This window comes from Tenacibaculum jejuense (assembly GCF_900198195.1).
In the GTDB taxonomy this organism is placed as follows: Bacteria; Bacteroidota; Bacteroidia; order Flavobacteriales; family Flavobacteriaceae; genus Polaribacter; species Polaribacter jejuensis.
Window position 1 is genome coordinate 2915679 of record NZ_LT899436.1, and the last position, 13807, is coordinate 2929485.

The window sequence follows — 13807 nt, forward strand, 5'->3', positions numbered from 1 at the left end:
TTGTTAAGCAAACATAATAAATTATCGTTGTAATTTCTTTTTAATTTTTGAAGAATTTTTCACTAGACCATTTAATAATACCACAAAAAGCACTATAAACGCTCCATAATAGAACTCTATATTCATTTCTTCTTTTTCTCCAAATATTATTAATGCTAGTATAATTGCGTATACAGGCTCTAAGTTTATTGTTAACATTACTGTGTACGGTGTTAAGTATTTCATCACTTTTACAGAAGCGATAAAAGCATAAGCTGTACATACACTTCCTAAAATAATTAGATAAACCCAATCTGTTCCTAATAAACTAAAAAACTCAGCCGTAAAACTTCCTGAGAAAGCTAAATATACTGTTACACAGGCAACTCCAAAAAACAATTGATAAAATGAGATAGAATCAGCTTCGTATTTTTTAACAAAAAGTCCGTTTAAGACTGCAAATAGAGAAGATAAAAATGCTGATATTAATGCATAAATAATCCCTAAAGTATATTTACTTTCAAAACTAAAAATGATATAAAGACCAAAAATTACGAGTAGCCCTAGTATCATTTCTAAAAGTTTAACCCTTCGTTTAAAAAATATTGGTTCTAATAAAGAAGTAAAAAAAGCACCAGTACTCATGGTTACTAGAGCAACAGAAACATTGGAAACCTTTATAGCTTTAAAAAAAGTGATCCAATGTACAGCAATAATAACTCCTGTTATTGAAAATTCTAAAGCAGCTCTTTTAGTGAGCGTAAAAGATCTATTATTTATTACAAAATATAAGCCTATAAAACCAACAGCAATAAGCATTCTATACCAAACTAAAGGAATGGCATCTATAGATATTAGCTTTCCTAATATGGCTGTAAATCCCCAAATAAATACGATTACATGTAATAAAAGGTAGTTTTTGAGTCTATTTTCTTGATTTGACATAAAGGTAAGTGGCGTATGCACCGAAGACAAAATTCGGCATCCAAACATTAAGTAATGAGTTTGCTCCTGCTACAGCACCTAAAACTTCAGCTACTTTTAAGAAGAATACATAAATAAACATAACTGCAATTCCTAATGCTAAATTTACTCCTATTCCTCCTCTTCTTTTCTTATATGCTAATGCTACGGCTATAATAGTTAGAATGTATGATGCTAGTGGTAAACTAGTTCTTTTATATAATTCTACCCAATAAGCATTTAAATTTTTTACTCCTCGTTTTTTAGAAATATCAATAAACTCTTTTAATTCATTCGATGGCATTTCTTGAGCCATTGCTGATTTATAGTTGAAATCTTTTGGAGTAAAACTGAACAAAGTATCCATTGAACTTCCGAACCAAATGCTGTCTCTGTCTTTGTAAATTTTTCTAGCTTTCCAATTTTGTAATTTAAAAATAGTGTCCTTCCATCGGATATGATCTGCTATTAATTTAAATTTCAGCTTTCTGTCTTCATAAATTGAAGTTGAAAAATGACTTCCCGAGTTTGTTTTTAAGTTATAATTCTGAACAAACATGTATGTACTATCGTTAAGCTGTAAACTAAACTCTTTAACTAACTGATCTTGATAACGTTTTTTCTTTAAATATGTTCTTTCGAATTTTTTTCTAGTTTTACTACTACTTGGAACTACATAATGATTCATTCCTAAAGCGATTACAGTAACGATAGTAGCACCTATAAAATATGGATATAGAAAACGTGTAAACGAAATTTGTGAACTATTAATTGCTACTATTTCAGTATTATTCGCTAATCTGGATGTAAAAACTATTACTGCTAAAAATAATGCCAACGGCATAAAAGTATTTGCATAATAGATGATAAAGTTTTTATAGTAATCATCTACTACCTCTATAAACGTTAAATTTTCATTTCTTAAAAACTTATCTATTTTTTCAGCTATATCTATAGCTACTGCAATAGGTATTAATATAAGCAGGGTAAACAGAAATGTTGTTAAATAACGTTTTAATATGTACCAATCGAGTATTTTCAATTTATAATCGTTTACTCATTTGTTTTACCATTTTATCTTTCCAAACTGCAAAATCTCCTTCTAAAATATGTTTTCTTGCCTCTCTTACTAACCATAAATAAAATCCTAAATTGTGTATAGAAGCAATTTGTTTTCCTAGTAATTCTTTTGATGCAAATAAATGTCTTAGGTATGCTTTAGAATATAAAGTATCTACAAAAGTGATTCCCATTTCATCTATAGCTGAAAAGTCGTTCTCCCACTTTTTATTTTTAATATTTATTGTTCCGTGTGCTGTAAATAACATTCCATTTCTAGCATTTCTGGTAGGCATTACACAATCGAACATATCAACACCTAAAGCTATATTTTCAAGAATATTAATTGGTGTTCCTACTCCCATTAAATATCTTGGTTTATCTTCTGGTAAAATACTACAAACTACATCTGTCATTGCATACATTTCCTCAGCTGGCTCACCTACAGACAAACCTCCAATGGCATTTCCTTCTGCTTCTACTGAAGCAATAAATTCTGCAGATTGCTTACGTAAATCTGTATATGTACTTCCTTGAACAATTGGAAATAATGTTTGATTGTAATCGTATTTAAGTGGCGTTTTTTCTAAGTGATTGATACAACGTTTTAACCAACGATGTGTCATATGCATTGAATTTTTTGCATAATTATAGTCACATGGATATGGAGTACACTCATCGAAAGCCATAATAATATCAGCTCCAATAGAACGCTGAATTTCCATTACATTTTCTGGAGTAAAAAAATGTGTAGAACCATCGATATGACTCTTAAACTTGACTCCTTCTTCATTTATCTTTCTTCTACCTGAAAGAGAATATACTTGATAACCACCACTATCGGTTAAAATATTTCTATCCCAATTCATGAATTTATGCAATCCTCCAGCCTGTTCAAGAATATCTGTTTTTGGCCTTAAATATAAGTGGTAAGTGTTTCCTAAAATGATATCAGGATTTATTTCATCTTTAAGCTCAGATTGATGTACTCCTTTTACTGAAGCTACTGTACCAACTGGCATAAAAATTGGAGTTTCTATAGTACCATGATCTGTGGTTATAACTCCTGCTCTCGCTTTACTTTTAGGATCTTTTAATTTTAAGTCAAATTGCATAGGCGACAAAGATACACATGTAAGTTAAATGTTAAAAAGCACTTCGTTAAAAGTTTCTTATTTTTTGAAGAATATCGTATTACCTACTTCTTCTTTGTCTACCAAATTTAGATTTATAATTCTTTGATTTGGGCTTATTTTTCTTGTTATTAGGTGATTTTTCTTTGGAAGCTTCTTCTGTTTTTACTGAAGTTTTTACCAACTCATTGATTTTATCCATTTCATGACTTGAAAGCTCTCTCCAATCTCCAATTTTTAAACTTCCTAAAGCTACATTCATGATTCGGGTACGTTTTAATTTGGTTACTTCGTATCCTAAATACTCACACATTCTTCTAATTTGTCGATTTAAGCCTTGAGTAAGAATAATTTTAAATGTATTTGAATTAATTTGGGTGACTTTACATTTTTTTGTTACCGTACCTAAAATTGGAATTCCATTTCCCATTCTAGTGATAAAACGCTCGTTAATTTCTTTATTAACCGTTACAATATATTCTTTTTCATGATTGTTTCCTGCTCTTAATATCTTGTTGACGATGTCTCCATCATTTGTTAAAAAGATTAATCCTTCAGAAGGTTTATCTAAACGACCTATTGGAAATAATCGTTGAGGGTGGCCTACAAACTTTACAATATTCTTTCTTTCTTTACTATCTGTTGTACAAACTATACCTACAGGCTTATTTAATGCGATATAAATGGTTTTTGGTTTTGCTTTTAATGGTTTCCCATCTACTTTTACAATATCACCTTCAAAAACTCTATTTCCCAGTTGTGTTGGCTTACCATTTATGGTTACTCTACCTGCAACAATTAATTTCTCAGCTTCTCTTCTAGAACAAATTCCTGTTGAGCTAATAAATTTATTAAGGTTTGTTGATTCACTGTTATTCATTATTACAAAATTAGAATAAAAAAGCCTCAAGTAACTTTACTTAAGGCTTTTTTATTATTCTATATGAGTATAATTGTTAGAACATAATCATTTTTCTTGTACATCTTGCTAAACTTGGCCTACGATCATAATCAAAACCAAGTGTAATCATATGTGTTCCGTTGTTTAATCCTATGATTTCATTTAACGTTAAACTGAATCCATAAGAAACATATAATTTATTCTTTTTTATTCCAAATAAAGGCGCCAATGCATTTGGTCTAAATGGCTGGTCTATTAAAGAAGTATAACTAACTCCACCCCATACATAACCATCACGAATTCTCTTTCTTAATTTTACATTAAAATCAAATCTAGTACGATTAGTAGACTCAAAATGCTCTACAAATAAAGAAGGTTCGAACTCTGTATTTCTATTTACTCTAAAATTATAATTTGTGTATACAGAATAACGTCTTAAAACAGTAGGTTCTCCGGAATTAAAATCATCAATTTTTTTGTCTAATAAATTAACAACATTACCACTAATGGCGAATCTACCAAATCGATATAACATACTAATATCGAAGTTTGATGAATTTAAAACTCTGTTTGGTAAATTTACTGGTGCTCCAGGATTGAATGGATTTTCAAACTCTGAAGTATCTATTCCAAATTGAATGAAACTATAACTAAGACCTAAAGATAAAAAACTGTCATATAGATCACTCAATGTTAAGTGACTTGCTAATGAAAGACGAACTCCTTTTTGACTAGTAAAACCGTTTTTATCATTAAAAACAGTTAATCCACCTCCGAATCGTTCTGCTAATCTTGCTTCCACACTTAGAGATTGCGTGTTAGGTGCATCTTTAACACCTAACCATTGACTTACTCCGTTTAAACGAAATTGGAGTCCAGCTCCAATTCCTGCATAAGCTGGAGATATTAAAAAAGGATTATCTGCCATGTGGTTGACATATTGGGGTAAATCTACCTCTTGGCTTGATAAACGTGCTACTGAAAAAATCAGTAGCACAAATGTTAAAAATGTATTCTTCATTTTATTTTTTTACCTATATAACGTAAAGTGTCCTATTAATCGTTTTTCTTCACCTGTAATTTCTGTGAATTCAATAGTATACCAGTAATCTCCAGAAGGTAATGGTCTTCCTTGATATGTTCCATCCCATCCTTGCTGAATTCCAGAATACAATTGTAACTCTCTTCCATATCTGTCATAAATATAAACTTTTATATTATGATATGGTTGTACATTAATTGGATACCAGAAATCTTGTTGAGAATCTCCATCAGGAGTAAAGAAGTTTGGAACATCAATAGTGATGAATTCACCTCTTACTGTTACAGTTTCCTCACAACCTCTGTCATCTCTTACAGTAATTACATAATCTCTCGTTTGATTTATTGTAAATGTGTTTTCTGATGTAAATGCACTTCCATCTATACTATATTCGTATGGTCCTATACCTCCAGATGCATTTGCTATTAACATATTTAACTGAGAATGATCAATGTTCGCTTCAGTAAATACTAATGGAGCTACTGGAATAACAGTAATTTGCCTAGAAGGAGGCGTACATCCTAATCCTACTGCATGCGTTACTTCTACAGTATAAGTTCCTGGTGTATTTACTGGGAAAATACCAGTATCGTTACTTGCACTTTCTGGACCAGTTAACATGTACACAACTTCATCTCTATAGATTTCGTCAACCGTAGCAGTAATGGTAGCTTGTTGAGTACAATCATAAGTTACATTTAACTCTTCAAAACCTAAATCAACAGCTGGGTCGAAAGTTATTGTTAATGGCGTTGGTACTCTACATCCTCTAGAATCTGTTACAATAACAGCATATGATTGCCCTGAATTTAAGTTATTATAAGTGAAACTAGTTTCTGTTATAGCTAATGTTACTGGTGCACTTCCATCACTTAATCGTAATGTATATGGAGGTGTTCCTCCCATAATATTTACTGTAAACGAAGGTGCTGGATCTGTAACACATGGTTGTTGTACAACTGATGTTAAATCTATTTCTGCTTCTAAAATTGCTGGCTCTAATACTTCAACATTTAATGTATTAGGACAACCATTTTCATCTAATACAGTAATTGTATACATACCTGCAGCTAAATCTGTAAACACGTTAGAAGATTGGAATCTACCTGGTGCTGTATCAATTTCATAAACATAAGTTCCTGTTCCTCCAATTGTATTTAAAGTAATACTACCATCTGTTAAACCATTACAACTTACATTTACTACTGTTGCTGTAGTTTCTAATAAGTCTGGATCTTCAATAGTAACTTCACGTGTATCATCTGTACAGTCAAAACTTGTAACTCTAATTAAATATGTACCTGGACCTATGTTTCTAAATGTATTGTCTGCTTGTGGTCCTGCTATAGAACTAGATGTATTAACATCTATTAATTCATACATATTATTTCCTAAACCTCCAGTAGTTGTAGCTGATAAAACTGCATCAGCATTACCATTACAAGTAATGAATCCTAAAGAAGCATCTAATGTAGCTACTAATGGCTCTAATGCTGGAATTGATACTACAAATGGATCTGAAATACAGTTGTTAGCATCTCTAACGTAGAACTCGTGATCACCTGCTGGTACTGAGAATACATTAGAAGCTACAAACGTTGAACCGTCTACACTATATTCGTAAGCACCTGTACCACCCATTCCGCTAACTTCAACTGTAGCATTTGGGCTAGTACAAGAAATAATACTAGTTACTACTGCACTAGCAATAATTTCTGTTGGCTCATTTACAGTGATACTTCTTGTATTTCTACAACTGAATTCATCATAAACTGTTACTTGATATACTCCTGCTCCTAACCCTGTAAATATATTAGAAGATTGAATTGCTGTAGAAGTTCCGTCAGGGAATTCTAGGCTATATGAGTAAACTGGTGTAGCAACTTGCGCTCCTCCTGTTACTCCCGTAACAGTTATTACTGCTGTTTCATCACCTTCACATTCTATCTGTGTTGTTACTTGAGGAACAAAATCTATTATTGTAGGGTCAGTTAATGTAAATGTGTCTACAATAGAACATCCATTAGCATCTACAACTGTTACTTCATAATTACCTGCAGTTAAACCTCCTATAATATTATTAGTTCCAAAGGCTTGAACTGTAGTAGATGTGGTCGAATTTATTAACTGATATTCATAACCACCCCATCCACCTGTTGGTGTGATTGTAACTTCTCCACTATCATTTGTAACACATGTAATAGGAGTTGTACTTAAAGCAATACTTAAGGCTGCTGTTGGAGCTTCAATAATTACTTCTGGTGATGTAACAGGACAGAATGGATTATCTGTCATGGTAACTTCAACATAATAAGTACCTGCAGCTAACATATTAACTGTAACTGGACCTGAGCCTGCTGCTACTGATACCAATCCTCCTACTGTAAAGTCATCTGCTGTATTTGTAGTTCCGTTTGTATTAAATACTTGATAATCGAAAGTACCTGTATATGGTGTACTAGCAGCAAAATCAAATATTAAAGAACCATCTGTATCAGTTATACAACTCACATTATTACCTCTATTGATGTCTAAATCAAAAGTTGGTATATCTAATACCTGATGTGATGTTGCTATTATACATCTTGTTGATGTATTCTCTATAGTTATATTATAACTTCCAGTACCTAATCCTGTAAAGTTACTACTCACTGTACTACCTGCTGATGGACCATTTATCGTATTACTTGAAGTAAATCCTCCTGCACCTGTAATTGTGAATATTAAATCTTCACCTGCTCCTAATGCACTTGTAAGATCTACTGAAACTGTGATCTCCTCACCTCCTGCTGGTAAAACTCTACAATCAATATCTTTTGTAACTGTAACCTGTGGATTACTTAACGCATTGAACGCTGGAATAAAGGCTGTAGTATTCGCTGAACATCCCTCATCATCGAAAACAGTAATCGATACATTTCCACCTAAAATATTACTTACTGCGAAATCAAAGCTTCCACTATTTTGAGTAATATCATCAGTTGTATCTGCTGGAGTAGCATTATCGTAAACAAATTCTACTCGTACATAGTTTCCGCTTCCACCTGATACATCACTAGCATTTACCGTAACAACTGCTGCATCTGTAAAGTTTTCAGTTGTACATCCAAATGCTGTGACTACTGGAGCAGTTGTGAAGTTTACTACTGGTAACTCTGTAATAGTAATCGTAGCTGAATTCGAAGTACATCCGTTTGTTCCTGTTGCTGTTACTACATAATCTCCAGGGGCTAAACCTGTAAACTGTGTCGTAGTAGTCGTTGCAGTAAACGTTCCTCCAGCTGTTAAGGTTCCATTGATCTCGTAGCTTAATGGTAATAATCCATTATCTACTGCAACCATCTCAATAATACCTTCATTACTTCCATTACAATTACCATTGTCTATAGCCGATGCTGTAAAGTCTGGTAATATTACTGGATTAACTGTGATCGTACGAGTACGTGAACAAACTGGTGTAACTCCTATATCATAAACATTTACTGTATACGTATCTGCCGATGAAACTGCGAAACTAACTGTAGCTCCTCCTGTTCCTGTACGACTTACAATTACTCCTGCACCACTATCAAATACTTCATATTCATAGTTCCCTGATCCTGAACTAATCGATAACTCTATCGTAGCATCTGGACTTGCACTACAATCTAATAACTTGGTCGTATTTAATGCAAACTCTAAGTTTGGCTCTAATGTAATCGTTGGACTTGGACTTGTACCTGGACAACTATTACTATCATTCACCTGAACAGTGTAATTTCCTGCTGGTAAATTCGTAAATACATTGGTAGTCTGGTTGCGAATCTCTACTCCTCCACCATCTAATAAAATATATGTATAACTTCCTGAACCACCTAATGCGGTAACTGTGATGCTTCCACCTCCAGTTAAATCACAAGCATTGTCATCTTTTACTAAACTAAAGGTAACTGCTGCTGGTTCAGTTAAAGTAACTGTATCGCTATCAATACAACCGTTAGCATCTCGTACACGAACTGTATAAGTACCGTCAACTAATGGTAGACTTGAACTTCCTGTAAATACATTACTTGTTGTATAAGCTACTAAAACTCCTGAACCATCTTCTAATTGATATTCATAACTACCCCATCCACCTACTGCGTTTACTGTGATACTTCCATCATTGCTTCCATTACATGTTGGATTTACATCAACGGTAGTAAAGTCTAATGCAGCTGTTGGTGAATCTATTGTTACTTCTGCTGAACTAACTGGACAGAATGGACTATCGGTCATGGTAACTTCAACATAATAAGTACCTGCACCTAAAGTATTAACTGTAACTGGACCTGAGCCTGCTGCTACTGATACCAATCCTCCTACTGTAAAGTCATCTCCTGGAGCTGCTGTACCATTGGTGTTGAATATCTGGTAATCGTATGCGCCTGCATATGGACTACTACTAGCAAAATCAAAAGTGATTGAGCCGTTTGTATCTCCAAAACAAACAACATTACTGTCTCTGTTAATATCTAAATCAAAACTTGGAATTGCATCAACTTGATGTGAGGTCGTCAGTACACAACGTGTTACTGAGTTCTCGATAGTTATACTATAAATATCACTACCTAATCCTGTAAAGCTACTACTCACTGTACTACCTGCTGATGGACCATTTACCGTATTACTTGAAGTAAATCCTCCTGCACCTGTAATTGTGAATATTAAATCTTCACCTGCTCCTAATGCACTTGTAAGATCTACTGAAACTGTGATCTCCTCACCTCCTGCTGGTAAAACTCTACAATCAATATCTTTTGTAACTGTAACCTGTGGATTACTTAACGCATTGAACGCTGGAATAAAGGCTGTAGTATTTGCTGAACATCCCTCATCATCGAAAACAGTAATCGATACATTTCCGCCTAAAACATTGCTCGTTGTAAAGCTAAAACTTGTACCATCTTGAGTGATATCGTCTCCTGTAGCTGCTGTACCATTATCATAAACAAACTCTACTCGTACATAGTTTCCGCTTCCGCCTGATACATCACTAGCATTTACCGTAACAACTGCTGAATCTGTGTTATTATCTGTAGTACAGCCAAATCCTGTGACTACTGGAGCAGTTGTGAAGTTTACTACTGGTAACTCTGTAATAGTAATCGTAGCTGAATTCGAAGTACATCCGTTTGTTCCTGTTGCTGTTACTACATAATCTCCAGGGGCTAAACCTGTAAATTGTGTCGTAGTAGTCGTTGCAGTAAACGTTCCTCCAGCTGTTAAGGTTCCATTGATTTCGTAACTTAATGGTAATAATCCATTATCTACTGCAACCATCTCAATAATACCTTCATTACTTCCATTACAATTACCATTGTCTATAGCCGATGCTGTAAAGTCTGGTAATATTACTGGATTAACTGTGATCGTACGAGTACGTGAACAAACTGGTGTAACTCCTATATCATAAACATTTACTGTATACGTATCTGCCGATGAAACTGCGAAACTAACTGTAGCTCCTCCTGTTCCTGTACGACTTACAATTACTCCTGCTCCACTATCAAACACTTCATATTCATAGTTCCCTGATCCTGAACTAATCGATAACTCTATCGTAGCATCTGGACTTGCACTACAATCTAATAACTTGGTCGTATTTAATGCAAACTCTAAGTTTGGCTCTAATGTAATGGTTGGACTTGGACTTGTACCTGGACAACTATTACTATCATTAACCTGAACAGTGTAATTTCCTGCTGGTAAATTCGTAAATACATTGGTAGTCTGGTTACGAATCTCTACTCCTCCGCCATCTAATAAAATATATGTGTAACTTCCTGAACCACCTAATGCGGTAACTGTGATGCTTCCGCCTCCAGTTAAATCACAAGCATTGTCATCTTTTACTAAACTAAAGGTAACTGCTGCTGGTTCAGTTAAAGTAACTGTATCGCTATCTATACAACCATTAGCATCTCGTACACGAACTGTATAAGTACCGTCAACTAATGGTAGACTTGAACTTCCTGTAAATACATTACTTGTTGTATAAGCTACTAAAACTCCTGAACCATCTTCTAATTGATATTCATAACTACCCCATCCGCCTACTGCGTTTACTGTAATACTTCCATCATTGCTTCCATTACAGGTTGGATTTACATCAACAGTAGTAAAGTCTAGTGCAGCTGTTGGTGAATCTATTGTCACTTCTGCTGAACTAACTGGACAGAATGGACTATCGGTCATGGTAACTTCAACATAATAAGTACCTGCACCTAAAGTATTAACTGTAACTGGACCTGAGCCTGCTGCTACTGATACCAATCCTCCTACTGTAAAGTCATCTCCTGGAGCTGCTGTACCATTGGTGTTGAATATCTGGTAATCGTATGCGCCTGCATATGGACTACTACTAGCAAAATCAAAAGTGATTGAGCCGTTTGTATCTCCAAAACAAACAACATTACTGTCTCTGTTAATATCTAAATCAAAACTTGGAATTGCATCAACTTGATGTGAGGTCGTCAGTACACAACGTGTTACTGAGTTCTCGATAGTTATACTATAAATATCACTACCTAATCCTGTAAAGCTACTACTCACTGTACTACCTGCTGATGGACCATTTACCGTATTACTTGAAGTAAATCCTCCTGCACCTGTAATTGTGAATATTAAATCTTCACCTGCTCCTAATGCACTTGTAAGATCTACTGAAACTGTGATCTCCTCACCTCCTGCTGGTAAAACTCTACAATCAATATCTTTTGTAACTGTAACCTGTGGATTACTTAACGCATTGAACGCTGGAATAAAGGCTGTAGTATTTGCTGAACATCCCTCATCATCGAAAACAGTAATCGATACATTTCCGCCTAAAACATTGCTCGTTGTAAAGCTAAAACTTGTACCATCTTGAGTGATATCGTCTCCTGTAGCTGCTGTACCATTATCATAAACAAACTCTACTCGTACATAGTTTCCGCTTCCGCCTGATACATCACTAGCATTTACCGTAACAACTGCTGAATCTGTGTTATTATCTGTAGTACAGCCAAATCCTGTGACTACTGGAGCAGTTGTGAAGTTTACTACTGGTAACTCTGTAATGGTAATCGTAGCTGAATTCGAAGTACATCCGTTTGTTCCTGTTGCTGTTACTACATAATCTCCAGGGGCTAAACCTGTAAATTGTGTCGTAGTAGTCGTTGCAGTAAACGTTCCTCCAGCTGTTAAGGTTCCATTGATTTCGTAACTTAATGGTAATAATCCATTATCTACTGCAACCATCTCAATAATACCTTCATTACTTCCATTACAATTACCATTGTCTATAGCCGATGCTGTAAAGTCTGGTAATATTACTGGATTAACTGTGATCGTACGAGTACGTGAACAAACTGGTGTAACTCCTATATCATAAACATTTACTGTATACGTATCTGCCGATGAAACTGCGAAACTAACTGTAGCTCCTCCTGTTCCTGTACGACTTACAATTACTCCTGCTCCACTATCAAACACTTCATATTCATAGTTCCCTGATCCCTGAACTAATCGATAACTCTATCGTAGCATCTGGACTTGCACTACAATCTAATAACTTGGTCGTATTTAATGCAAACTCTAAGTTTGGCTCTAATGTAATGGTTGGACTTGGACTTGTACCTGGACAACTATTACTATCATTAACCTGAACAGTGTAATTTCCTGCTGGTAAATTCGTAAATACATTGGTAGTCTGGTTGCGAATCTCTACTCCTCCGCCATCTAATAAAATATATGTGTAACTTCCTGAACCTCCTAATGCGGTAACTGTGATGCTTCCACCTCCAGTTAAATCACAAGCATTGTCATCTTTTACTAAACTAAAGGTAACTGCTGCTGGTTCAGTTAAAGTAACTGTATCGCTATCAATACAACCGTTAGCATCTCGTACACGAACTGTATAAGTACCGTCAACTAATGGTAAACTTGAACTTCCTGTAAATACATTACTTGTTGTATAAGCTACTAAAACTCCTGAACCATCTTCTAATTGATATTCATAACTACCCCATCCACCTACTGCGTTTACTGTGATACTTCCATCATTGCTTCCATTACATGTTGGATTTACATCAACGGTAGTAAAGTCTAATGCAGCTGTTGGTGAATCTATTGTTACTTCTGCTGAACTAACTGGACAGAATGGACTATCAGTCATAGTAACTTCAACATAATACGTACCTGCACCTAAAGTATTAACTGTAACTGGACCTGAGCCTGCTGCTACTGATACCAAGCCTCCTACTGTAAAGTCATCTCCTGGAGCTGCTGTACCATTGGTGTTGAATATCTGGTAATCGTATGCGCCTGCATATGGACTGCTACTAGCAAAATCAAAAGTGATTGAACCGTTTGTATCTCCAAAACAAACAACATTACTGTCTCTGTTAATATCTAAATCGAAACTTGGAATTGCATCAACTTGATGTGAGGTCGTCAGTACACAACGTGTTACTGAGTTCTCGATAGTTATACTATGTAATTATCACTACCTAATCCTGTAAAGCTACTACTCACTGTACTACCTGCTGATGGACCATTTACCGTATTACTTGAAGTAAATCCTCCTGCGCCTGTAATTGTGAATATTAAATCTTCACCTGCTCCTAATGCACTTGTAAGATCTACTGAAACTGTAATCTCCTCACCTCCTGCTGTAGTAAAATCTACCTCAATCACTGTATCTACTGAAACTGTAATCTTCACCCTGCT

The 13807-nt window shown here is 34.8% G+C and carries 8 protein-coding genes; all 8 read right to left on the reverse strand.

The features are described from left to right. Positions 1-21: 21 nt before the first annotated feature. Positions 22-924, reverse strand: coding sequence for a DMT family transporter (locus AQ1685_RS12905; protein WP_095072765.1), 903 nt, complete (start codon positions 922-924; stop codon positions 22-24). Beyond that, on the reverse strand, positions 905-1984 hold the full coding sequence (locus AQ1685_RS12910) for an LptF/LptG family permease (RefSeq protein ID WP_095072767.1): 1080 nt from the start codon (positions 1982-1984) through the stop codon (positions 905-907). Before AQ1685_RS12910 ends, AQ1685_RS12905 begins: the two co-directional genes overlap by 20 nt. 1 nt (position 1985) lies before the next feature. Beyond that, entirely contained in the window at positions 1986-3116 is a 1131-nt protein-coding gene (gene tgt / locus AQ1685_RS12915) for a tRNA guanosine(34) transglycosylase Tgt (RefSeq protein WP_095072769.1), read from the reverse strand. 79 nt (positions 3117-3195) lie between these two features. Continuing rightward, a complete protein-coding gene (gene rluF, locus AQ1685_RS12920; protein WP_095072771.1) occupies positions 3196-4014 on the reverse strand; it encodes a 23S rRNA pseudouridine(2604) synthase RluF in 819 nt (272 codons plus the stop codon). Between the two features lie 76 nt (positions 4015-4090). After that, entirely contained in the window at positions 4091-5056 is a 966-nt protein-coding gene (locus tag AQ1685_RS12925; protein WP_095072773.1) for a PorP/SprF family type IX secretion system membrane protein, read from the reverse strand. A gap of 9 nt (positions 5057-5065) precedes the next feature. Then, positions 5066-12571, reverse strand: coding sequence for a T9SS type B sorting domain-containing protein (locus AQ1685_RS12930; protein WP_095072775.1), 7506 nt, complete (start codon positions 12569-12571; stop codon positions 5066-5068). 7 nt (positions 12572-12578) lie between these two features. Then, a complete protein-coding gene (locus AQ1685_RS12935; RefSeq protein WP_095072777.1) occupies positions 12579-13331 on the reverse strand; it encodes a hypothetical protein in 753 nt (250 codons plus the stop codon). A 233-nt stretch (positions 13332-13564) separates the two neighbouring features. Next, complete coding sequence (locus tag AQ1685_RS12940) at positions 13565-13801, reverse strand: hypothetical protein (RefSeq protein ID WP_095072779.1); 237 nt, start codon at positions 13799-13801, stop codon at positions 13565-13567. Positions 13802-13807 lie beyond the last annotated feature (6 nt).

Excerpts from the sequence above, each read along its gene's own strand:
- AQ1685_RS12905 (WP_095072765.1), bottom strand. The coding sequence starts at position 924 with ATGTCAAATCAAGAAAATAGACTCAAAAACTACCTTTTATTACATGTA.
- tgt (WP_095072769.1), bottom strand. The coding sequence starts at position 3,116 with ATGCAATTTGACTTAAAATTAAAAGATCCTAAAAGTAAAGCGAGAGCA.
- rluF (WP_095072771.1), bottom strand. The coding sequence starts at position 4,014 with ATGAATAACAGTGAATCAACAAACCTTAATAAATTTATTAGCTCAACA.
- AQ1685_RS12925 (WP_095072773.1), bottom strand. The coding sequence starts at position 5,056 with ATGAAGAATACATTTTTAACATTTGTGCTACTGATTTTTTCAGTAGCA.